At 56.7% G+C, this 21,362-nt stretch carries 22 protein-coding genes; 15 read left to right on the forward strand and 7 right to left on the reverse strand.

Annotated features, from left to right (window positions below; all coding sequences use genetic code 11):
* Nucleotides 1–26: 26 nt before the first annotated feature.
* A complete protein-coding gene (locus tag HHJ17_RS02890) occupies nt 27–449 on the reverse strand; it encodes a hypothetical protein (RefSeq protein WP_296504948.1) in 423 nt (140 codons plus the stop codon).
* A gap of 188 nt (nt 450–637) precedes the next feature.
* Nucleotides 638–841, reverse strand: a complete 204-nt coding sequence (locus HHJ17_RS02895) for a hypothetical protein (RefSeq protein ID WP_296504951.1) — start codon at nt 839–841, stop codon at nt 638–640.
* A 369-nt stretch (nt 842–1,210) separates the two neighbouring features.
* Here HHJ17_RS02895 and HHJ17_RS02900 point away from each other — a divergent pair, with 369 nt between their 5' ends.
* From HHJ17_RS02900 to HHJ17_RS02945, 10 genes are all read left to right on the forward strand, one after another.
* A complete protein-coding gene (locus HHJ17_RS02900; protein WP_296503674.1) occupies nt 1,211–3,394 on the forward strand; it encodes a carboxy terminal-processing peptidase in 2,184 nt (727 codons plus the stop codon).
* Between the two features lie 181 nt (nt 3,395–3,575).
* Nucleotides 3,576–4,367 (forward strand): IclR family transcriptional regulator, encoded by a 792-nt coding sequence (locus tag HHJ17_RS02905; protein ID WP_296503672.1) that lies wholly within the window; start codon nt 3,576–3,578, stop codon nt 4,365–4,367.
* 226 nt (nt 4,368–4,593) lie between these two features.
* Nucleotides 4,594–5,559, forward strand: a complete 966-nt coding sequence (locus tag HHJ17_RS02910; RefSeq protein ID WP_296503670.1) for an MBL fold metallo-hydrolase — start codon at nt 4,594–4,596, stop codon at nt 5,557–5,559.
* 49 nt (nt 5,560–5,608) lie between these two features.
* Nucleotides 5,609–7,282 (forward strand): FAD-dependent oxidoreductase, encoded by a 1,674-nt coding sequence (locus HHJ17_RS02915; protein ID WP_296503668.1) that lies wholly within the window; start codon nt 5,609–5,611, stop codon nt 7,280–7,282.
* A gap of 10 nt (nt 7,283–7,292) precedes the next feature.
* The gene (locus HHJ17_RS02920) at nt 7,293–7,517 is read left to right on the forward strand and encodes a DUF2783 domain-containing protein (RefSeq protein WP_296503666.1); all 225 of its coding nucleotides are present in this window, start codon (nt 7,293–7,295) and stop codon (nt 7,515–7,517) included.
* Between the two features lie 21 nt (nt 7,518–7,538).
* Entirely contained in the window at nt 7,539–8,078 is a 540-nt protein-coding gene (locus HHJ17_RS02925; RefSeq protein WP_296503664.1) for a VOC family protein, read from the forward strand.
* A gap of 6 nt (nt 8,079–8,084) precedes the next feature.
* Nucleotides 8,085–9,101: a fumarylacetoacetate hydrolase family protein gene (locus tag HHJ17_RS02930; protein WP_296503662.1), complete on the forward strand. Its 1,017-nt coding sequence runs from the start codon at nt 8,085–8,087 to the stop codon at nt 9,099–9,101.
* Complete coding sequence (gene maiA / locus HHJ17_RS02935) at nt 9,098–9,742, forward strand: maleylacetoacetate isomerase (RefSeq protein WP_296503659.1); 645 nt, start codon at nt 9,098–9,100, stop codon at nt 9,740–9,742. Before HHJ17_RS02930 ends, maiA begins: the two co-directional genes overlap by 4 nt.
* A 98-nt stretch (nt 9,743–9,840) precedes the next feature.
* Nucleotides 9,841–10,923, forward strand: coding sequence for a 4-hydroxyphenylpyruvate dioxygenase (gene hppD, locus HHJ17_RS02940; RefSeq protein ID WP_296503656.1), 1,083 nt, complete (start codon nt 9,841–9,843; stop codon nt 10,921–10,923).
* A gap of 190 nt (nt 10,924–11,113) precedes the next feature.
* Entirely contained in the window at nt 11,114–11,458 is a 345-nt protein-coding gene (locus tag HHJ17_RS02945; RefSeq protein ID WP_296503654.1) for a metalloregulator ArsR/SmtB family transcription factor, read from the forward strand.
* 38 nt (nt 11,459–11,496) lie between these two features.
* On the opposite strand, the gene HHJ17_RS02950 is transcribed toward HHJ17_RS02945, so the two are convergent.
* Entirely contained in the window at nt 11,497–11,910 is a 414-nt protein-coding gene (locus HHJ17_RS02950) for a DsrE family protein (protein WP_296503652.1), read from the reverse strand.
* A 76-nt stretch (nt 11,911–11,986) separates the two neighbouring features.
* Between HHJ17_RS02950 and HHJ17_RS02955 the strand changes: the two genes are divergently transcribed.
* On the forward strand, nt 11,987–12,127 hold the full coding sequence (locus tag HHJ17_RS02955) for a hypothetical protein (protein WP_296504954.1): 141 nt from the start codon (nt 11,987–11,989) through the stop codon (nt 12,125–12,127).
* A gap of 8 nt (nt 12,128–12,135) precedes the next feature.
* Here the strand turns inward: HHJ17_RS02955 and HHJ17_RS02960 are convergent, their stop codons facing one another.
* The gene (locus tag HHJ17_RS02960; protein WP_296503649.1) at nt 12,136–13,233 is read right to left on the reverse strand and encodes a YeeE/YedE family protein; all 1,098 of its coding nucleotides are present in this window, start codon (nt 13,231–13,233) and stop codon (nt 12,136–12,138) included.
* Between the two features lie 238 nt (nt 13,234–13,471).
* Here HHJ17_RS02960 and HHJ17_RS02965 point away from each other — a divergent pair, with 238 nt between their 5' ends.
* From HHJ17_RS02965 to HHJ17_RS02975, 3 genes are read left to right on the forward strand one after another with little or no spacing between them, the layout of a single operon-like run.
* Nucleotides 13,472–14,335: an MBL fold metallo-hydrolase gene (locus HHJ17_RS02965; RefSeq protein WP_296503681.1), complete on the forward strand. Its 864-nt coding sequence runs from the start codon at nt 13,472–13,474 to the stop codon at nt 14,333–14,335.
* Nucleotides 14,332–14,847 (forward strand): thioredoxin fold domain-containing protein, encoded by a 516-nt coding sequence (locus tag HHJ17_RS02970; RefSeq protein WP_296503646.1) that lies wholly within the window; start codon nt 14,332–14,334, stop codon nt 14,845–14,847. Before HHJ17_RS02965 ends, HHJ17_RS02970 begins: the two co-directional genes overlap by 4 nt.
* A gap of 8 nt (nt 14,848–14,855) precedes the next feature.
* On the forward strand, nt 14,856–15,560 hold the full coding sequence (locus tag HHJ17_RS02975; protein WP_296504955.1) for a Crp/Fnr family transcriptional regulator: 705 nt from the start codon (nt 14,856–14,858) through the stop codon (nt 15,558–15,560).
* Between the two features lie 30 nt (nt 15,561–15,590).
* Here HHJ17_RS02975 and HHJ17_RS02980 read toward each other — a convergent pair whose 3' ends face one another.
* The 3 genes from HHJ17_RS02980 to HHJ17_RS02990 all read right to left on the reverse strand — a co-directional run bounded on the left by HHJ17_RS02980 (nt 15,591) and on the right by HHJ17_RS02990 (nt 20,400).
* On the reverse strand, nt 15,591–17,861 hold the full coding sequence (locus tag HHJ17_RS02980; RefSeq protein ID WP_296503642.1) for a VWA domain-containing protein: 2,271 nt from the start codon (nt 17,859–17,861) through the stop codon (nt 15,591–15,593).
* 11 nt (nt 17,862–17,872) lie between these two features.
* Complete coding sequence (locus HHJ17_RS02985) at nt 17,873–18,670, reverse strand: CbbQ/NirQ/NorQ/GpvN family protein (protein ID WP_296503636.1); 798 nt, start codon at nt 18,668–18,670, stop codon at nt 17,873–17,875.
* 347 nt (nt 18,671–19,017) lie between these two features.
* Nucleotides 19,018–20,400 carry a ribulose-bisphosphate carboxylase gene (locus tag HHJ17_RS02990; protein WP_296503634.1) on the reverse strand — a complete coding sequence of 461 codons (1,383 nt, stop codon included), beginning with the start codon at nt 20,398–20,400 and terminating at the stop codon, nt 19,018–19,020.
* A gap of 168 nt (nt 20,401–20,568) precedes the next feature.
* Here HHJ17_RS02990 and HHJ17_RS02995 point away from each other — a divergent pair, with 168 nt between their 5' ends.
* Entirely contained in the window at nt 20,569–21,339 is a 771-nt protein-coding gene (locus tag HHJ17_RS02995) for a ParA family protein (protein WP_296503631.1), read from the forward strand.
* Nucleotides 21,340–21,362 lie beyond the last annotated feature (23 nt).

Consider the following 21,362-nt stretch of genomic DNA (forward strand, 5'->3'; position numbering starts at 1 on the left):
GGAGGTGGCTCCCTTCGATGAACGGGTCATGCACCCTGTTTCATTGTGTTCCGGGCCAGCCAACCACCAGCAATAGCAGCTGGAATTGTTGAGATGTATCCGACGGCATTGAACCACTCAGGACTTTCGCTTTGGCCGCCCAACAGAATTCCTGCAGCAATGCCGACCACGCCAACTGCGAAAGCATTGAACAGTGGAAGATTTCTGGCTATCCTGGCCGCAATATAGCCACCAATAACCGTTGATAAAGAGCCAAGGAGCAAACCAAACAACAGGTACCCGTCGTTCTGTTCAATGATTTTCCCTGCGGCCGTTATCTCAGATTGAGTTGCCCCGGAGGTCAGCGAGTCACCACTGAAAACAATAAACGAAACAACGCCGGTTAGTAAGTCAAGTGCGAGCATTGTCAGTGTGCCAATGGCAACGGCCTTGAGATTGAATCTCTTCACGACAGTCTTTCAAGTTGAGTCACTAATGTAAGGCTCATAAGTGGGGGTCAAAAAATACAAGGCATTGGGCCTGTCGGTGGGCTATTGGGCTGGCAGTTATCGTTGGTAATGACTTCTTTGGAAGCCCAGCTGATGGGCGAAAGAAAAGAGGCCGAGTCTCCTCAGTTCCCCTTTAGATTGCTATCGGTTTATTTGGCAGCAGGTGCTACAGGTGCAGTTGTGTCCACCTTCTTCGTGGCGCTGGCTTTGTGGGCTTTTTTTGCAACGTGTTTCTTTGTAACTGCCTTTTTAACTATGGGCGCATCTTTTAGGGTAGCCAGTGCCTGGGCAAAGGAGACCGCAGCAATGCCAGAAAGCAACACAGTAGCGATAAGGGTCTTGATGTTCAACATGGTCAGTACTCACTCATAAAGCGATAGTCGCATTAGCTTCGACTGTCATAAGTGAGCCAGAATTTCCTTTGGGCTTGTACTTTCAACGTCGGGCTATCACCGGGGTTGACTGCATATACTTTTCTTTACAAAGGCGATAGACGCCTGGAAAAATCTCTACCAGCGAATGTGGCATGCTGCGACAGGCATAGTGGATATGGTGAATGACGATGTTGATTAACTTCACGAATTACTCAAGCAAGGTCCTGGATATGGTATCCGGCGAGCTTGGGTATTCCGGGACGGTTTGATGGTCATACTATGCCAATACCGGGGGCGCAATTGACACACCACCGGCGGATAATCTTGACGCCTTCAAATGGAGCACGAATGAAACAGAAACTGCTTTGGCTAGTATTTGCCTTGGTGACGGCTGCGCAAGGCGCATCGCTTGACGCGGAAACGCACTATCCGCCAGAGCTGAAACCAGCCCAACAGGACGCTCAGGCAGCACACTTGGCGGCAGAACTGCTGGCCCGTTATCACTACAAGAGGGTGCCGCTTGATGACACCTTGTCAGCAAAGATATTCGACCAATATCTGAAATCCCTTGATTCCGAGAAACTGTTCTTTGTTCAGTCCGACATTGACCGTCTTTCCGTCAATCGGACCAAGCTCGACGACGCCATCCTGAAAGAAGACCTTACCGCTCCCTTCGCCATTTTCAATCTTTACGATCGTCGCGCGACTGAGCGCTTTGCGTATGCCCGCACGCTGCTAAAAAAAGGGTTCGATTTCCAACAGGATGAAAGCTACCGATACGTGCGGGATAAGGAAGCCTGGCCGAAAACAGAAGCGGAAATGCATGAGCTGTGGCGGAAGCGGGTAAAGAACGACTGGCTTAGACTCAAGCTTGCCGGGAAGGATGACCTGAGCATTGTCGAGATACTCGATAAGCGCTATGACAACTCCATAAAACGTCTCAGCCGGGTAAAGAGCGTTGACGCTTTTCAGACCTACATGAACGCATACACCATGGCGATCGAACCCCACACCAATTTCATGGGCCCAAGAGCTGCTGAAGATTTCGGTATTTCCATGAGACTTTCCCTGGTCGGGATCGGTGCCGTACTCGTTGAGTTGGATGAATACACCACGATTCGAGAACTGACACCGGGGGGGCCTGCAAGCCTCTCGGGCCAACTGCAAAGCGGGGATCGAATTGTCGGCGTCGCTCAGGGCGACGACGGCCTTATGACGGACATCCTTGGCTGGCGCTTGGATGACACTGTGGCGCTGATTCGCGGTACGGCGGACTCGGTCGTCCGGCTTGATGTGCTCCCGGCAGACAGCGGGCCCGATGGCAAGCACAAACTGGTTTCTCTCGTTCGCAAAACGATCAGTCTGCAAGAGCAGGCGGCAAAATCGTCCATCCACTCGATCGTGGACGGAAATGCCACGCGCCGAATTGGTGTGATTTCCCTTCCCTCCTTCTATGAGGATTTCGCCGCCCGACAAAAGGGCGACCGGAATTACAAAAGCGCGACCCGGGATGTGGCCCACTTGCTGGGCGAGTTGAAAAAAGAAAAGGTCGACAGCGTGCTGATCGACTTGCGTAACGACGGCGGCGGTTCATTAACGGAAGCGGTTGAACTCACCGGTTTGTTTATTGGCAGTGGACCCGTCGTGCAGCAGCGCAATGCAAGCGGTGAGATATCCGTAGAGAGCGACACCCGGACGGGTGTCGCATGGGATGGTCCCCTTGGTGTTCTGATTAATCGAAGTTCGGCATCGGCGTCGGAGATTTTTGCTGCCGCCATCCAAGATTACGGTCGCGGATTGATTATCGGTGAGCCGAGTTTTGGTAAGGGAACCGTGCAAACCATGATCAATCTCGATCAAGTTGCCAAAAACAAAAAACCTCAATTCGGCGAACTGAAAATGACCATTGCGCAGTTCTTTCGCATCAATGGCGGCACGACCCAATTGCGCGGCGTAACGCCCGATATCCTCTTTCCCGCGGCCTCCAATGCGGAGGATTTTGGTGAATCCAGCTTCGAAAATGCACTCCCCTGGACACAGGTGAAGGCCGCCAACTATTCGCCGAGCGGCGACTTGAAGAGTCGACTCCCCATCCTTTTGACACGGCATGCGGCCCGTGTGAAAAAAGACAAGGAATTCCAGTATGTGCAAGAAGACATCGCTGAATCCCGGCTTCTCCGCAAGAAAAACATGGTCTCCTTGAATGAAACCGAACGACGCAAAGAATGGGACGCTCAGGAAGCCCGGCTTACGTCCCGTGAGTCACGGAGGGGTACGGACAAGACCACCAAAGAGGATGCTCAAGGCAAGGAACTCGCGACTGGAAAGGGCCGCGCATTTCGGGATGATGGTCTGCAGGCTGGCGAACGCAATCTCGCCAAAGAACTGGCGGCCGAAAAAGAACGGAAAAATGCCAAAGACGTTTTTTTGAATGAAGCCATTAATATACTTGGCGACGAGGTTGACGCTCTGAAAACCAGTGTCAAGTTTGTTGCCCGTGTTAAGCCGGTTTCCCCATTGGCGCCAGATTAGAAGCGTCGAGTGGCACTGGCGACCAGCTTCTTCAATGCGCGCTTCATGGATTTGCTGCTTACTTTTTGCCGGATTGTGAATAGAGGAATTAATTCCAAGTAAGCGAGCTTTGTCTGGCTATTCCTGTTTTATGATCAATCCAAGGTGTCGCCGCTCCACGCGGTGCAAGGACAAGGTACGGATGAGCAAAGATACAGAGAGTCAACACGGCGTTCAGTCACTGGAAATCGGTATTAGCATCCTTCGTGCTATTACCCAAGGCCATCGCTCCATGATGCTCAAAGACATTGCCGCGGCAGCGGATATGCCAGCTTCCAAGGTGCACCGTTATATGGTCAGTCTGGTCCGCTCTGGGCTTGTTGACCAGGATTCGAGGTCCTCGCGCTACGATCTCGGGCCGTTTGCTTTGACGCTTGGCCTCGTGGCCGTTGACCGGCTTGACCGCGTCGGATTAGGCCTCGCCGCCATTGCTGAATTACGCGATGAGATAAATGAGACGACGGCGCTCGCCGTCTGGAGTGACAACGGTCCGGTGATTGTGCGTTCCGAGCGTCCCCACCGACCGATCACCGTGAACGTGGTGACTGGCACGGCACTCAACATACTGACCTCGGCCAGCGGACGTGTATTTGCGGCCTGGTTGCCCGAAGCCACGGTTGCCCCGTTAATTGCCCGTGAACGGATGACTCTGGAACTGCCTCCTGAAGTGCATACGGTTGAGGCGATTAAAACGATGCTGGCGACGGCACGCCAGCACGGCGTGGCAGCCGTGACCGACTATCACTTGGTTCCTGGCGTGGCCGCGGTGGCGGCCCCGGTTTTCAATGCCAATAATGAAATTACCCTCTCGGTCTTGGCCATTGGTGTGAAAGGCATGATTGACATGTCGCTGGATGGACCGGTGGTTACCGCACTGAAGCGTTCAGCGCAGACACTTTCACGACGTCTGGGCTATGCCGGAGATGCAAATTAGCCATACCGATTCAGAAAATCATAAAGAGAAACCTTGTTGATGTGCAAATGTCGACAAGGTATTTTTTTGCTATTTTTAATTGACAGAACTAGTTCTGTATTTCAGAATGCAAATTAATGGGATGAAAAAGGCAATTTTTTAATTCAAACAAACGCAACTCAAGGCAATAAATGAGCAGGTGCGTGCGGCGTATCTGGGGATGTAAATATTTAACCAAGGAAAAAGTATGACTAAGAAATTCGCATCACAAGCTGACCTGGAGGTCAAAAAGACCACCTTTGCGCAGATGTCCGAGCACTGCTGGGCCTACACCGCCGAGGGCGATCCCAACACGGGCGTGATTATTGGAGACGACTCGGTACTGATCTGCGACGCGCTGGCCACCCCGGTGATGGCGCAGAGCCTGATTGCCGAGATTCGCAAGGTGAGCGACAAGCCGATCAAGTATGTCGTGTTGTCCCACTACCACGCGGTGCGGGTGCTGGGCGCCTCCGGCTACAAAGAGGCAGGTATGCAGGAAATCATTGCCAGCCAGGGCACCTATGAAATGATTGTTGAGCGCGGCGCGCAAGACATGCAGTCCGAGTACGAGCGCTTTCCCCGTCTGTTTGACGCCTTTGATTCCATCCCCGGCCTGACCTGGCCCACGCTGGTATTCAAAGATTCCATGACACTGTGGATGGGCAAGCTCGAAGTCAAGATCATGCATCTGGGTGCCGGTCACACCAAAGGCGACACGGTGGTTTGGGTGCCGTCCGAGAAGGTGCTGTTTTCGGGGGACCTGGTGGAAGCGGATGCCGCCTGCTACACCGGCGACGCGCAACTGGCAGAGTGGCCCGCCACGCTGGATGCGCTGGCCGCACTCCAGCCGGAAAAACTGGTGCCCGGTCGTGGCCCGGCGCTGGTCGGTTCCGAGCGCGTTCAGTCTGGCCTAGCCTACACCCGCGACTTCGTGACGACCTTGCTGAGTTCTGCCAAGGAGGCCGTGGCCCAGAACATGAATCTGAACCAGGCGATGGCCCACTGCCGCAAAGCGATGGACCCCAAGTTTGGCCAGGTCTTCATCTACGAACACTGCCTGCCGTTTGACGTGACCCGTGCGGTGGACGAAGCCAGCGGTATCAAGCATCCGCGCATCTGGACCGCTGAGCGCGATCAGGAGATGTGGCACGCCTTGCAGACGGCGGCTTAAGTTCCCCGCCCGCTTTTCGAAGCGGGCTTCAATAAAAAAGGAAACAGTCATGTTGAGTACCTATCAATATTCGAGTTACGAATATGTCCGCCCACCGGAGCAAAGCGGCGCTGAAAAAAAGCGCTATCCCGTCGTGATCGTGGGGGCGGGTCCGGTCGGCTTGGCGGCCGCTATTGAGTTGGCACAGTCCGGCGTGCCGGTAGTGGTACTCGACGATGACAACACGGTTTCCGTCGGTTCTCGTGGTGTTTGTTATGCCAAGCGAACGCTAGAGGTTCTTGATCGACTGGGTGTTGGCACCCCTTGTGTGGACAAGGGCGTCAGTTGGAATGTCGGACGTACCTTCTTCCGCGAGGAAGAGGTTTATAACTTCAACTTGCGCCCGCAAGACGAGCACAAGCGTCCCGGCATGATCAACTTGCAGCAGTATTACCTGGAAGAATACGAGATCAATCGGGCCAAAGAGTTGCCCAATCTTGATTTGCGGTTTAAGAACAAGGTGGTGTCGGTCAATCCGGACGGGCAGGGCGCCACTCTGCAGGTCGAAACGCCGGATGGCATCTACAGCCTGGAGACCGATTGGTTGATTGTGGCGGATGGCGCGCGCAGTGGCATCCGCCGCATGATGAACCTGGAGATTGACGGCAAGATTTTCATGGACCGTTTCCTCATCGCCGACGTCGTGATGAAGGCCGATTTTCCAACGGAGCGCTGGTTCTGGTTTGACCCGCCGTTTCACCCAGGGCAGTCGGTGCTGCTGCACCGCCAGTCCGACAACGTCTTTCGTATTGACTTTCAGCTCGGCTGGCAGGCCGATCCAGAAGAAGAAAAAAAGCCAGAAAACGTCATTCCCCGCATCAAGGCCATGCTGGGGGATGACCGTGAGTTTGATCTGGAGTGGGTCAGCGTTTACACCTTCCAGTGCCGCCGCATGAGCCGTTTCACCCATGGTCACGTACTGTTTGTGGGCGACGCAGCGCATCAGGTTTCGCCGTTTGGCGCCCGCGGCGCCAACTCGGGTATTCAGGATACCGATAACCTGTGCTGGAAGCTGAAGCTGGTCATCGAAGGCAAGGCCCCCGCCAGCTTGCTCGACACCTACTCGGACGAACGTGTGTTTGCCGCCGAGGAGAACCTGCTCAACTCGACCCGCGCCACCGATTTCATCACCCCCAAAAGCAAGATGTCGCTGACCATTCGCAATGCGGCCCTGACCCTGGCGCGTCATCATGCTTTTGCCCGTGCGCTGGTCAATTCAGGGCGTCTGTCGGTGCCTGCGGTGCTCACCGAATCGCGTTTAAATACGCAGGATACGGCGGTGTTTGCGGGCGATATGGTGCCAGGCGCCGCGATGGATGACGCGCCGATGCAGGAAGGTGGGAAGAGCTTCTGGCTGCTTGACCGCGTAGGCAACCAATTCATGGCCTTGGTGCTTGTCAATGACCCATCACAGATGGATGTCACCACCGCCCGTGTTTACAAATCGTTGGCGGATGCGCCGATCCCCATTGAAGTGGTTCTGGTGTCCCCGAAGGCCGGCGTGGCGCCCGAAGGTCTGCGTGTTTTTGTCGATGAAAAAAATCGTTTTGCCGAGCGTTTCGACGCCCAGCCGGAGACGGTTTATCTGATTCGCCCGGATCAGCATGTGGCCGCCCGCTGGCGTGCCTTTGACGCGGATGCGCTCAAAGCAGCTCTGGCCCGCGCAACTTTCAATGTTCAATAAGGAGCCGTCCATGTCGCTCAATCTGAAACCTAACCTCTCTGAACCCGGTAAGCGTTATTTCCAGGCTTACACGCCTGGTGATGATTTCTATGAAGCCTTGATCGAAACCCATCGCGATTTGTCCGATGAGCAAAGTGCGCTGGTCAACGCCAAGTTGGTGTTGCTTTTGTCGAACCACATTGGTGATCTGTCCGTGCTGCGCGAGGCTATGACGATTGCCCGCCAAGGTGTCTAATAAATTGTTTAGGAGACTCAAATGAAAATCCAAAAAATCCACCACGTCGCATACCGCTGCAAGGACGCCAAGGAAACGGTTGAGTGGTACGGCAAGTACCTGAACATGAACTTCATCCTGGCGATTGCCGAGAACGAAGTGCCCTCGACCAAAGCGCCTGATCCCTACATGCACGTGTTTCTCGATGCCGGCAACGGCAACGTGCTCGCCTTCTTTGAGTTGCCAACCCAGCCGCCGATGGGGCGTGACCCCAATACCCCGGTGTGGACCCAGCATCTGGCGCTGCAAGTCGAATCGGTCGAGGCCATGATGGAGGCCAAAGCCAGACTGGAAGCCGACGGTATTGACGTGCTGGGACCGACCGATCACACCATCTTCAAATCCATCTACTTCTTCGACCCCAGTGGCCATCGGCTGGAACTGTGCGCCAACACCGGCACACCGAAGATGGCCAAGATGCTTGATGACGCCAAGTGGGACATGCTCAACGAATGGGCTGTCACTAAAAAAGCCCCCCAACACGCACGCTGGATGCATGACGGCAGCTACGCTGGAGAATAAAAGCCAATGAAACTTGCCACCCTCAAACAAGGCGGCCGCGACGGCACGCTGATCGTTGTCAACCGCAGCCTGACACACTGCCGCCCGGTGCCGGCCATCGCGCGTACCCTGCAAGCGGCGCTGGACGACTGGGACGCCTGCGAGCCCCAATTGCGCCAGGTCTATGAAGCGCTCAACAGCGGCGCCTTCAGCGACTCGGTGCCGTTTGACCCCTTGCTCTGCCATTCGCCGCTGCCGCGGGCCTACCAGTGGGCCGACGGTTCCGCCTATGTCAATCACGTCGAACTGGTGCGGCGCGCCCGCGGTGCCGAACTGCCTGCAGAATTCTGGACCGATCCCCTGATGTACCAGGGCGGCTCGGACTCTTTTGTCGGTCCGCGTGATCCCATCTACGCCTTGTCGGAAGACTGGGGTATTGACCTGGAGGCCGAAGTGGCCGTCATCACCGGTGACGTCAAAATGGGCTCCACTGCGGCGCAATGCGCCCCGGCGATTCGCCTGTTGATGCTAGTCAACGACGTTTCGTTGCGCAATCTGATCCCCGGCGAGTTGGCCAAAGGCTTTGGTTTCTTTCAATCCAAACCGGCCACCGCATTCAGCCCCGTCGCCATCACCCCCGACGAACTGGGCGCAGACTGGCGCGAGGGACGGGTGCATCGGCCCTTGACCGTCCAGATCAATGACCAGATGTTTGGCAAACCGGACGCCGGCACCGACATGATCTTCAACTTCCCGCAACTGGTGGCACACGTTACCAAGACCCGGGAAATGGAAGCGGGCTCAATCATCGGCTCCGGTACGGTTTCAAACAAACAAGGCGACCTCAACGGCTCGTCCATTGCCAATGGCGGTGTGGGTTACTGCTGTCTGGCCGAAGTGCGCATGTACGAGACGATTGAAACCGGCAAACCGCAAACCAGCTTCCTGAAGTTTGGCGACACGGTGCGCATCGAGATGTTCGACCGCGATGGCAAGAGCCTCTTTGGCGCCATTGAACAACGGGTCGAGCGCTATCCGGGATGAAGCTTTATACCTATTTCCGCAGCTCTGCGGCATACCGGGTCCGCATTGCGCTCAATCTGAAGGGCTTGCCGTATGAAGCCGTGCCCGTGCATCTCTTGCGTGACGGTGGCCAGCAGAACCAGGCGGCCTACCGGGAAAAAAGCCCACTCGGCATTGTGCCGGCGTTGCAAACGGACACCGGGGTGCTGACACAATCGTTGGCCATCATTGAATGGCTGGATGAAACCTATCCACAAGTGCCGCTGCTGCCCGCCGAGGCCGATGGTCGGGCCCGTGTGCGGGCCATTGCCCAAACCATTGCCTGTGACATTCACCCCCTCAACAACCTGCGGGTGCTGGGCTATCTGACTAAAAACTTCGGCATCAACGAAGAGCAGAAAAATGACTGGTACCGGCACTGGGTGAACGATGGACTGGCGGCCGTCGAAAAACTGCTTGGGGACGACCCGCGCACCGGCACTTTTTGCCACGGTGAGATGCCGGGCATGACCGATTGCTGCTTGATCCCCCAAGTTTTCAACGCGCGTCGTTTTAACTGTCCCCTGGAGGGACTGCCAACCATCCAGCGTATCGTCGCGGCCTGTGAGTCGATGGAGGCGTTCCAGAACGCCTCTCCAGCTCGGCAGGGGGATGCGGAATAAGGGCTTCCCTCTGTGCGCTTGTTCCCGCCGAAGCCCTTCATTGAGGCAGTTCGACCGCTTTCGACTTTCGTTCTTGTTTGATTTTTGGAAATATCATCATGTCTGATTTGTTTGAAAACCCCATGGGGTTGATGGGCTTTGAGTTTGTTGAATTCGCATCGCCAACGCCCGGCGTTTTGGAACCTGTTTTTGAGCGAATGGGCTTCACGCTGGTGGCAAAACACCGTTCCAAAGACGTCGTCCTGTACCGTCAGGGTGATATCAATTTCATCGTCAATAGGGAGCCCAAAAGCGTCGCGGGTTACTTTGCGGCAGAGCATGGTCCTTGCGCTTGCGGGATGGCGTTTCGGGTCAAAGATTCACACTACGCTTACAGCCGCGCCTTAGCGTTGGGTGCGCAGCCGATTGAAATTTCGACCGGACCGATGGAGTTGCGCTTGCCCGCCATCAAGGGCATTGGCGGGGCACCCCTGTATTTGATTGACCGCTTTGAAGATGGCAAGTCGATCTACGATATTGACTTCAATTTCATCGACGGTGTAGACCGTCACCCGGTGGGGCATGGCTTGAAGTTGATTGATCACTTGACGCACAACGTGTATCGCGGCCGCATGGCCTTCTGGGGTAGCTTCTACCAGAAGCTGTTCAACTTTCGGGAAATTCGCTACTTTGATATTCAGGGCGAATACACCGGCCTGACCTCCCGCGCCATGACCGCGCCCGATGGCAAGATCCGTATCCCCTTGAACGAAGAATCCAGGCAGGGCGGCGGCCAAATTGAAGAGTTCTTGCTGAAGTTCAACGGTGAAGGCATCCAGCACATTGCCCTGATCTGCGACAACTTACTTGCTACCGTGGACAGTCTCGCCATGGCGGGTGTGCCACTTATGCCAGCACCCAGCGACACTTATTACGAGATGCTCGACAGTCGGCTGCCCGGTCACGGTCAACCAGTGTCTGAACTGCAGACACGCGGCATTCTTCTGGATGGCTCTACCGAAGGCGGTACGCCACGCTTGTTGTTGCAAATCTTCTCAGAAACGCAGCTCGGCCCCGTGTTCTTTGAGTTTATTCAGCGCAAGGGCGACGAGGGCTTTGGCGAAGGCAATTTCAAGGCTCTGTTTGAATCGCTCGAACGTGACCAGGTGCGTCGCGGTGTGCTCGCGGGGGAAGAAAAATAAGGCGCAGAGCACAAGTTACGCAGGACGTTGGCCTGCGAGATGTGAAGACGAGCTACTCAAGTCGACTCTCTGGCCAGAAACTGGTGATTCAGACGTCTTGTCCTCATTGGGACTATTTAAATTGCACAAAAAGCGTATATTAGGTGCAACGAAATTACGAGTCGGACTTCATACCGACAGCATTCTTCTTATGGCAAAGCTTTCAGTACCCAAAATCCCATCAGAGTTGGACAAGCCTGATGAAGTGTTTGAGATGGCGGCGGAATTGTTCCGGGTCATGTCCGCGCCGATGCGGTTGAAAATTATCAGCTGCCTGTGTGATGGCGAGAAGAATGTGAGCTATCTGCTCGGAAAAATCGATACCACCCAGCCCAATATGTCCCAGCATCTGAATACGTTGTATCAGGCAGGGGTATTGGGGAAACGCCGTGAAGGGGTTCAGATTCATTACCGAATCGTCGATGACCGGGTGGCTGCGCTTTGCCGTGCGGTATGTACTCAGATTGAGACTGAGGGTAACTTTCAGGATGCCTGAGGTGCAAGGATTCTTCTATCCTCGCACCCACCCGCGCATCAGGGTTTGATGTAGACGAAACCTTCTTTGGCCTGCAATTTGGCCGCTTCTGAAACGCCTGATGGAACAATTTTGGTTTCCATCAGGAGCTTGTCGGGCGAAATACCTCGCCCTTTCAGGGTGTTGTTGCAGACCCTGAATTCAACGCCACGACCCGCCAACGTACTCACCGATGAGCTGAATTCGCGGCCATGGCTGTCCTTCGCGTCCTGCAGCAAAAAGTCAACGCCGGGGCCGTTGGTGACCACCACAATCTTGACTTTGGGGTCTGCGTCCAGATGGTTCTGGATGTTGTTCAGTGCGCCCGCAGCCGTCTCAATTCCCGTGGTGATGTGATAAACAACTTTGACATCTTGTGCACTGGCAAAACTGACCCAGGCGGCCAGGATGAAAGAAAAAAATAGTTTGTTCATGGACGGTCTCTAATAAAAATTTTTAGGTTGACCGGACGTTTTATCGACCGGACCTGCATCATAAGACTCATTCTTGATGCTTGCTCAGCAGTCCATTTTGTGCAATTTCTATCCCGTTCATGACGAGCCATCTGGACCGATAGATTTGGCTGATGCCATGAATGCGATCAACCCCTGGTTGGCGGCCGTTGTCGCCGAATACCTGCGCGGCAAGTAACGGTTTCTTCAGGTTGCGAGAACCGTCTGTGGTTGATTTTTTGTCGCAGACTTGCGGCTGGTGTCTGGGTCGAGCAGACGGTCGGTCAAGCCCGCGCCGACCCACATGCCAATCAGCGCGACCCAGGCCGTCAATGCAAAAATGGCCCCGCCTGTCATGCCCGCACCCACTGCGCAGCCACCGGCCAGCATGGAGCCAAAGCCCATGAGGACTGCGCCTGCGATGTAGCGCCGCATGCTGTAGCCATCCTTGAAGCCTTCAAGCTTGAGGTCGTTGCCGATCCATGCGCCCAAAAAGGAGCCGGCAAAGACGCCCGGTAACAGACCGAAGTTAAACCCGATTTCAGGCGCTGGCGAGGCCAGTATGCGCATCAGCCATTCTGCAGACGGGCCACTGAACGTCAGGCCTTGCACCTGGACCGGCTGGAATGAACTGGCCGAGATAAAGTAGGTGTACCACCATCCAGCGGCCACCGCCAAGCCCGTGCCCACGCCGCCGACCCATTTCCAGAAGCCCCAGCCGCTGCGAACGGAGAAGTAGAGCGCTGCTGCAAACCACACCAAGCCAGATAGAAGTCCACCCCAGTGGCCAATCCCGGTGATGGCCAGCAGGTCACGCGAACTACCGCCATCCACAGTCCACCAGGCGCTGATGGTGTTGCGCAATGGGGCTAGCGATCCTGAGAGTGAAGCCTGGGCCGTGACCGCAAAGATCAGTCCTGACAGCAGGGCCCGTAAATTGCCATTGGCGGACAAAATAAGCAATCGGCTGGCGCAACCCCGCGACATGATCATGCCGGCACCAAACATCAGACCACCGACCAACGCGCCAGAAATGCTGCCACGTGTGGCAAGTTGGCGCGCCGTGCTGACATCCAGTGAATGCGTCAGGATGAGCAACTGAACAACGACCACGGCACTGGAAAACGCCAGCAGCCACACAGAGAGTTTTTCGCCGAATTTTCGATGCCAGAATTCAATGGCCGCAGCCCGCATGCAAAACTTGGAACGCTGGGCAAAAAAACCAAACATGACCCCGATGAGGAGGCCCCCCAGCGCCAGAACCACGCTATCACCGTAGCGATCAAGAATGCTTGTAGGGTTCATATGGATTCCAAATAATTCACTATTAGCTTATATTATGTTAGATCGAATTGCATGGTAGCTTTTTGATGTGACTCAAGTTGTTTTGGTTTGGTGCCATCTTTCGAACTGAAAGACGATGCGTGCAACCTTATGGGGAATAAATCTGATGGTATCGAAGAATGCTTTTGTTTGGCGCTACCTGGCAGCATGGCTGCTTGGGTTCAGTGTCTCAATGGCCAGCGCTGACGAAGTGCCCACGATGGTGGCTCAGCAGGTGTCAGCCTCGGCCTGGTATGTCGAGGGCGTGTCGGCCCTGGGTTCGCCGGCCAACCAGAACTTTATTTCCAATGCGGCCTTTGTCGTCACGCCCGGGGGCGTCGTCGTGATTGATGCGCTCGGCTCGCCCGCCTTGGCGGTGCGTTTGATCGCCGAGATTCGCAAGATAACGACTCAACCCATCACCCATGTGATCGCAACGCACTACCATGCCGACCACATTTATGGATTGCAGACATTCAAGGCGCAGGGTGCGCACATCATTGCGCACCGCGCGGCACTGGTCTATCTGAATTCTGAAACAGCGCGCCTGCGGCTGGAAGCATCGCGTCAGCAGCTTGCGCCCTGGGTCGATGAAAACACCCATTTGGTCGAGGCAGACGAGTGGATCGATGGTGACAAAGAGATTGTGGTGGGTGGCGTTCATTTTCAGATCAAACCCGTAGGGCCGTCTCACACGCCGGAAGATTTGGCCGTTTACATGCCAGCCGAAAAAGTGTTGTTCGCGGGCGATCTGGTGTTCCGCAGCCGTATTCCATTTGTGGGTCAGGCGGACAGTCGCCACTGGATCGCCGCGATCGACAATTTGCTCGCGTTTGATACCAAGGTCATCGTGCCAGGGCATGGTCCCCTCTCGACTGAAGCGCGCAAGGATATGCAGCTCACGCGTGACTACCTCGTTTATCTGCGGGCCACGATGGGGCAGGCGGCCAAGAATCTGGAACCCTTTGAAGACGCCTACAAGGTCACCGACTGGTCGCAGTTTGAACACCTCCCGCTGTTTCGTGTGGCTAACCGCATGAACGCCTACAACACTTATTTGCTGCTGGAACACGAGACTAAATGACGCCCACGCTCATTCCGATGACGCCATTGACTGGGGCCGGGCAGTTGCTCCTCTCGCGTCGTCGTTTCATACTGGCCGGTGGGGCTGCCTGTGCCTTCGGCGTAGCCAACGCTGCGCCGGCCAGCTTGCCCACGGCCGTGTCACTGGCTGACGAGTTGGCCCAGGCGCTGAAAAAAGGTGGCCCCTTGTTGGTGATGGTCAGCCTTGAGGGTTGCCCGTTTTGCAAAGTCGCCCGCGAGAATTACCTGGGTCCCCTGCGCGAGCAGCAGGGCTTGGCGGTCGTCCAGGTTGACATGCGCAGCAACCGGATGCTCAAAGACTTCAAGGGGGCGTCGCTCACCCAGGACGAATTGGTTCGCAGCTGGCGCATCAAGGTGGCGCCTACCGTGCTGTTTTTTGGACGCGGTGGTGTGGAAGTTGCCGAGCGTCTGGTCGGTGGCTATATCCCCGATTTTTACGGCGCATATCTTGATGAGCGCTTGCGTTTGGCGCGTGCTGCACTGCGTTCCTGAGTCGCACGATGATTCCGATAAAAACAGAATCCGCCTGGCGCGGAAAATCAGATTGCCGCAACTGCGGTATGCGCGACATGGTCCTGTTTGCTGATCTCAATGAACAGGATTTCGGCATGATTCATGCACCGATTGATGACCTGGAGTTCAAGCAGGGCGCGACGCTCTATGACGAGGGTAGCCGTGCACAAGGCGTGTTCACGGTGCGCACCGGCATGATCAAGTTGGTGCGAGTGACGTCCGATGGAAGGCATCGCATTGTGCGGGTGCTGCGCCCCGGCGATGTGGCCGGGCTGGAAGCCTTGGCGACATCGCGCTACGACAGCGAGGCCGTGGCCCTGACTGACGTTGCCGTGTGCCGGATTCCCCTGGACGTGATTCATACCCTGGGTGCCAGCAGCCATCGCCTTCACCACATGCTCATGCAAAAGTGGCAGAAAGCGCTCAAGGATGCCGATGACTGGCTGGCCGACCTCAACTTTGGCACGGCCAGGCAACGGGTTTCCAATCTCATTCTCAAAATGCGCAGTCCCGCTGACAGCCAGATCAGCATCTTGTTTGCGCGGGATGACATGGGTGCCATGCTGAACCTGAAACTGGAGACCGTCAGCCGTGAGGTTAGTCGACTGGTACGCGAAGAAGTGATTGCGCCGCAGGACAGACAGGGGCGTGTTTATCGGGTGCAACAGCTGGCGCGTTTGCAAGTCACTTAGACGCAGGCCGCCTGCGGATCATCGGCAGACTCAGCGTGTCAGCGCCATGAACAGCTTCGGCAGTTGCTCGGGCAAACGCTCGATGTGGTCAATCACCGTGTACTGGTGGCCGAAGATGTCGCTCACATATTCGTCAGCCTTGGGGTCCAGGTTGATGCAGTAGGTGAAGATGCCCTGTTGATCAAGTTCCTTGACCGACTGACGCGCATCTTCAATCAGCAGGCGTTCGTCATGCGCGTCCACATCGGACGGTTGTCCGTCGGTCAGAATCAGCATCAGCTTCTTGTCGGCCTTTTGCCCTTCCAGGTAATGGGCGGCATGGCGCATGGCGGCCCCCATGCGGGTGGAGTAACCGGCCTCCATTGCCGCCAGTCGTCCTTTGACGTCATCATTCCAGTGCTCGCCAAAACCTTTGATGTGCAGGTAACGCACGTCGTGGCGCGTGTTGGAGTGAAAGCCGGCAATAGCAAAAGGGTCTCCCAATTGTTCAATTGACCAGGCGAGTAAAGACACCGCTTCCTGACTGAGTGCCAGAATGGTCTGCTCTGAACCGACCGTTTTTTCATTCAGTGATTCCGACAGGTCCAGCAGCAGCATGACGGCGATGTTGCGGCCATCGGTCCGGTGGCTCATGTTGATGCGCGGGTCGGGTTGGCCGCCGCTTTTGAAATCGATGAGTGAACGAATGGCGACATCCAGATCCAGTTCACTGCCTTCTTCCTGGTAGCGCACGCGCACTTTTTCCTGCGGCTTGAGCAGGTCCAGCAGACGTTTGAGGCGCTTGGCCAGGGCGCTGTGTTTGGCCAGCAAGGTGTCGATGTCGGCCGGGTTGCCGGACGGGTGCAGCCGCTCGTACAGGCTGATCCAGTCCGGGCGGTAGCTCTGGCTGGCGTAGTCCCATTCCGGGTAGTGGCGCGGCGGCAGGCTCTTGACGTCTTCGGCGACGGAAGCTTCGCGATGTTCCTCGAACATTTCCTCGTCATCACTCAGTTCGTGAAACCGCCACAGGTGGCGGTTGTCATCACGGTAGTCAACTTCGGTGTCGGTGAAAAAGGTCTTGGGCAGCTGGTCGCTCTGGCGCCGGGTTTTGGCGACGTAAGACAGGGCGAGACCGGCAATCTCTTCGGTGCTGGATTCGCCCTGCGCCATGGTGTCATGAAAGCGCCGGACGAAGACGTTCAGGGGGGCATCCAGATAGCCGTGGGTTGGTGCCTGCGGGTTGTCGAGCAGGGCGCGTGACAGCATGGCCAGGCGATGGCGCAGGCAGGAATGGGTCTCTGGGTCGCAGGCGCCTTCCACTGGTGCCGGATGCAGCGCCAGAAAAATTCGGCGCAGGCCCGGGTACTCGCGCATGGCCAGCGTTTCCACCCGCGCATCCTCGAAAAACTCGACCGCCAGGCGTTGAAACGGGCTGTAGTTGTCGGCAAAGATGGCGCTGCTCCAGCGCCGGTGCGCAGCCATGTGGGCCAGTGCGGCGCGGTAGCGGTCAAGTCCACTGATGCCATGCCGCGCGTCATAGACATCCGGCAGCCGGATGCCGAGCTTGTCGAAGTAGGGTATTGGCTTGCGCAACTCGTCAAAACCTAAAGAGTAAGGGACCAGATGGTCAGCGTCCTGCCACAGCCCGAGCAGGTACAAGTCGAGTTTGCGCGTGTTGTCCACCAGCAGCGTGCCATGGCGTTCGCGTTGCAGCACAGCGCGGCTGTCGGCCGACTGCAGGCTGAAGTAATCGCGCTGGCGCTCCGGGTGGTGGCTGTAGTTGCGTACGCCATAGTTCACCCAGTTGCGCAGGCCCTCCATCGACAGCTGGTTTAGCAAGTGGGGCGATTGCAGGAAAAAGTCCGGTAGGCTGGGGCTGGCATAGGTCTTGTGGATGCCGTGAATGGAGCCGCTGGTACGGTCCATGAAACTCAGCGCCAAATCCAGATAGTGCTGCAGCTGTTCCTGGGATGGCAGGCGTCTGGCAATGGCCGCCAGCGATTGCAGAAAGGGCGCGATCGCTTGGCTATTGGGTGATTTCGTCATGGCGCGAATGGTGTCCATGACGGCCGGCAGGGCAACCTCGCCCAGTATCCGGGCGACCTGCGGCCACTCTTGCAAAAAGATCAATACCGGCTCGACGCCGCGTCCCATCTTGCCCAGGAAGCGTCCGTTTTCAAGATAAGCGTCAATGCCTTCGGGTGTCAGCAGGGTTTGTGCTTCGGCGATGCAGTCCGCAAACACATCGGCGACTTGAGGAAAGCCGCAGTCAAGCTGCTCGCGCCAGACGGCTAGTTGTTCCAGTGAGGGACTTTTATGCACGGTGGCAGACTTCAGGCAAAGACGGCGTCAATCGCGTGGTCCAGCGTGGCGCGAATATCGGCGTCGTCCGTAATGGGCCGCACCAGTGCCATGCGGCAGGCATCGGTCGGGTTCACGCCGCCCTTGATCAAGGTGGCGGCGTAGACCAGCAGCCGGGTCGAGATGCCCTCGTCCAGTCCATGGCCCTTGAGCTTGCGGGCGGTGCTGCCAATCTTGACCAGCTTGGCGGCAGTGTCCAAGTCCGCGCCGGTCTCAGACACCACGATGGAGGCCTCCAGCTCGGCGCTCGGATAGTCAAAGTCAAAGCCGACGAAGCGTTGCTTGGTGGACTGCTTCAGGTCTTTCATCAGACTCTGGTAGCCAGGGTTGTAAGAGATCACCAGTTGAAAATCTGGGTGCGCGTGAATCAGCTCGCCGCGCTTGTCCAGTGGCAGTTGGCGGCGGTGGTCGGTCAGCGGGTGAATCACCACCGTGGTGTCCTGCCGGGCCTCCACAATTTCATCCAGATAGCAGATGGCGCCGATGCGGGCGGCGGTAGTCAGTGGGCCGTCGAGCCAGCGCGTGCCATTGGCTTCCAGCAGGTAGCGTCCCAGCAGGTCGGAGGCCGTTATGTCCTCGTTACAGGCCACCGTAATGAGCTGCTTGCCCAGCTTCCAGGCCATGTATTCAATGAACCGCGACTTGCCGCACCCGGTCGGCCCCTTCACCATCACCGGCAGTCGGGCCGTATAAGCAGCTTGGTACAGGGCGACTTCATTGGCCTGCTGTTGATAAAACGGCTCGCTCTGAATTCGGTAGTCGGTGGTCATGGCTGTTTCCTGTGTGGTCACTATGGGGAATAGGTGACATGGGATGTACGGAGTATTTACTCGCAGAGCGCATTGGGTATCCGACTCCGCTCATGTCCCCCGGCTCGGGCTTTGCCCGAACCTCCTCCTTGACTTCGCTGCGCCAGAGACCCAATGCGCTCTGCTAGCGGGTTGAGGTGAGCCCTCCATGGAATACCCGCAACGTCTCGGGCTTGTTGCGGCGGGCTGCCCTGCAAAGCGAAGTCAAGGAGGAGGCGGTGGCCGCAGGTCGCCACCGGGGGACATGAGCGGCGCAGGGCAGCCTGTCGCAACAAGCCATTCTGCGATCATGTTCAGCACATTAGCGTTTACTTGTGCACACCCAGCTTTTCGCGCCAGCCGGGGTATAGCTTGTCCGAATCTCCTGGGAAGGACTCAAATGCCCGCGCAAACTCTTTGTGCTCCTTGGCAAATTCGATCGGATCCGCCCCCGACTTCCAGCACTCATACGACTGGCGCAGCGAAATCGCGCCCGCAGCCGGGCTGTCGATGTGGCCATAGGCGCCGCCGCCCGAGGTATTGATCACGTTTCCGTGGCCCAGGTTTTCAAAGAAGCCGGGCAGGCGCAGCGCGTTCATGCCACCGGAGATGATTGGCGTGGTGGGCTTCATGCCGTACCATTTCTGGAAGTAAACCGGGCCTTGCGCCTCATCGCGCTCGATCATGTACGCGATGCCCTTGTCCGAATTTTCACCCTCCATCTTGCCGTAGCCCATGGTGCCAACGTGGATGCCGGAAGCCCCTTGCAGACGCGAAATCTTGGCCAGCACAAAGGCGGTGTAACCGCGCTTGGCACTGGGGCTTGTGACCATGCCGTGGCCAGCGCGGTGGTAGTGCAGGTACTGATTCGGGTACTGACGGCGCGCCGTGGTGATCATGCCGGGGCCGCCGACAAAACCGTCCACCAGAAACGCCACCTTGTCAGCGTCCGGGCCAAAAGATTCCAGAATGAAATCGGCGCGGGCGCACATCTCATGGTGGTCGTCGGCCGTGATGTTGGCCGAGAAGATCTTGGCCTGGCCGGTTTCGTCCTGGGCGCGCTTCATGGCGTCATACACCAGCGGATAAACCTTTTTGGCCGGGCAGAACACCTGGTTGCCCTGTGGCTCGTCGTTCTTGATGAAGTCACCACCCAGCCAGAACTGGTAAGCAGCAGCAGCAAACGGTTCGGGACGCAGGCCCAGCTTGGGCTTGATGATGGTGCCGGCAATGTAGCCGCCGTCTTTCATCGGGCGACCCAGAATGCGCCACAAATCAGTGATGTCCTTGGCGGGTCCGTCAAACAACTGGATGGCGCGTTCCGGGAAGTAAATGTCGTGAATCTTGCCGTGCTCAATGTCGCCCATGCCCTGGTTGTTGCCGATGATCAGCGTCAGGATCGACACCATCATCATGCGGCCGTCGGTCATGTTGCGGTCAAACAAATCCATCGGGTACGCAATGCGCATGTCTTCCGTGGCTTCATCGATGTAGTACACCAGCGCGTCCAAATTACGGGTGAAGTCATCGGTGGTGGAGACTTCAACGTTGGTGCCGGTCGAAGACTCAGCGGCGAAGTGAGCCGCGCATTGCAGATAGCTACCGAAGCCGGCCTTGGGCTTCATCTTGTAAGCCACCAAAATGTGGGTGCCACCTTTGATGAGGTCGGCTTCTTTGAGGCTCAGGTCAGCGTAGCGGTTCGATTGATCCATGTGGAATCTCCGGTTGTGGTTGGCGATGCGCTGAACTATAGGGAGGGTTATTCATAAAGAAAATTCAAATTAATTGATGGTTAAATCAGTTTTTTGTGATGTGTTGAAGCCGGGCACAATCGGATACATCCATTTGTCCATTCGTCCACCCGCACAAGGAATCGTGTCATGCCGCTCGTCGTCTTCAATCAAAAAGGTGGGGTAGGCAAATCCACCATCACTTGCAACCTGGCCGCCATCAGCGCCAGCCAGGGCCTGCGTACCCTGGTGATTGACCTGGACCCGCAGGGCAACTCCAGCAGTTACCTGCTGGGGGCTCAGGCCAAAGCAGATCAGCCCAATGTGGCGGGTTTTTTTGAACACTCCTTGAGCTACAGCTTTCGCACCGTGCTGCCCAGCGAGTTCATTGTGGCCACGCCGCACGAGAACCTGCACCTCATGCCGTCGAGCCCGGGTTTAGGGGAGTTGGAGAGCAAGCTGGAGTCGCGCCAAAAGATTTACAAGCTGCGGGAAGCCCTGCAGCAATTGGCGGGCGACTATGACCGGATTTACATTGACACGCCGCCCGCGCTGAACTTCTTCACACGCTCCGCCCTGATCGGCGCTACGGGCTGTCTGATCCCGTTTGACTGCGACGACTTTGCCCGCAAGGCGCTCTATACCTTGATGGACAACGTGCAGGAAATCCGCGCGGACCACAACCCCAAGCTGGTGGTGGAAGGCATTGTGGTCAACCAGTTTCAGCCGCGTGCCAACCTACCGCAGCGCATGGTCGCGGAACTGATCGCCGAAGGCCTGCCGGTGCTGCAGCCTTACTTGCCTTCCTCGGTCAAGATACGGGAATCCCACGAGCAGTCACTGCCCATGATTTACATGGACCCCAACCACAAGCTGACGCAGGCACTGGTGGCGTTGCACGCGGTGTTGCAACGCGCGTAGTCGGTCAGACGCGAGACCGGCCC

The organism is Rhodoferax sp., assembly GCF_012927445.1.
GTDB lineage: Bacteria > Pseudomonadota > Gammaproteobacteria > Burkholderiales > Burkholderiaceae_C > Rhodoferax.

Excerpts from the sequence above, each read along its gene's own strand:
- HHJ17_RS02895 (WP_296504951.1), bottom strand. The coding sequence starts at position 841 with ATGTTGAACATCAAGACCCTTATCGCTACTGTGTTGCTTTCTGGCATT.
- HHJ17_RS02900 (WP_296503674.1), top strand. The coding sequence starts at position 1,211 with ATGAAACAGAAACTGCTTTGGCTAGTATTTGCCTTGGTGACGGCTGCG.
- HHJ17_RS02905 (WP_296503672.1), top strand. The coding sequence starts at position 3,576 with ATGAGCAAAGATACAGAGAGTCAACACGGCGTTCAGTCACTGGAAATC.
- HHJ17_RS02910 (WP_296503670.1), top strand. The coding sequence starts at position 4,594 with ATGACTAAGAAATTCGCATCACAAGCTGACCTGGAGGTCAAAAAGACC.
- HHJ17_RS02915 (WP_296503668.1), top strand. The coding sequence starts at position 5,609 with ATGTTGAGTACCTATCAATATTCGAGTTACGAATATGTCCGCCCACCG.
- HHJ17_RS02920 (WP_296503666.1), top strand. The coding sequence starts at position 7,293 with ATGTCGCTCAATCTGAAACCTAACCTCTCTGAACCCGGTAAGCGTTAT.
- HHJ17_RS02925 (WP_296503664.1), top strand. The coding sequence starts at position 7,539 with ATGAAAATCCAAAAAATCCACCACGTCGCATACCGCTGCAAGGACGCC.
- HHJ17_RS02930 (WP_296503662.1), top strand. The coding sequence starts at position 8,085 with ATGAAACTTGCCACCCTCAAACAAGGCGGCCGCGACGGCACGCTGATC.
- maiA (WP_296503659.1), top strand. The coding sequence starts at position 9,098 with ATGAAGCTTTATACCTATTTCCGCAGCTCTGCGGCATACCGGGTCCGC.
- hppD (WP_296503656.1), top strand. The coding sequence starts at position 9,841 with ATGTCTGATTTGTTTGAAAACCCCATGGGGTTGATGGGCTTTGAGTTT.
- HHJ17_RS02945 (WP_296503654.1), top strand. The coding sequence starts at position 11,114 with ATGGCAAAGCTTTCAGTACCCAAAATCCCATCAGAGTTGGACAAGCCT.
- HHJ17_RS02950 (WP_296503652.1), bottom strand. The coding sequence starts at position 11,910 with ATGAACAAACTATTTTTTTCTTTCATCCTGGCCGCCTGGGTCAGTTTT.
- HHJ17_RS02955 (WP_296504954.1), top strand. The coding sequence starts at position 11,987 with ATGCTTGCTCAGCAGTCCATTTTGTGCAATTTCTATCCCGTTCATGAC.
- HHJ17_RS02960 (WP_296503649.1), bottom strand. The coding sequence starts at position 13,233 with ATGAACCCTACAAGCATTCTTGATCGCTACGGTGATAGCGTGGTTCTG.
- HHJ17_RS02965 (WP_296503681.1), top strand. The coding sequence starts at position 13,472 with ATGGTGGCTCAGCAGGTGTCAGCCTCGGCCTGGTATGTCGAGGGCGTG.
- HHJ17_RS02970 (WP_296503646.1), top strand. The coding sequence starts at position 14,332 with ATGACGCCCACGCTCATTCCGATGACGCCATTGACTGGGGCCGGGCAG.
- HHJ17_RS02975 (WP_296504955.1), top strand. The coding sequence starts at position 14,856 with ATGATTCCGATAAAAACAGAATCCGCCTGGCGCGGAAAATCAGATTGC.
- HHJ17_RS02985 (WP_296503636.1), bottom strand. The coding sequence starts at position 18,670 with ATGACCACCGACTACCGAATTCAGAGCGAGCCGTTTTATCAACAGCAG.
- HHJ17_RS02990 (WP_296503634.1), bottom strand. The coding sequence starts at position 20,400 with ATGGATCAATCGAACCGCTACGCTGACCTGAGCCTCAAAGAAGCCGAC.
- HHJ17_RS02995 (WP_296503631.1), top strand. The coding sequence starts at position 20,569 with ATGCCGCTCGTCGTCTTCAATCAAAAAGGTGGGGTAGGCAAATCCACC.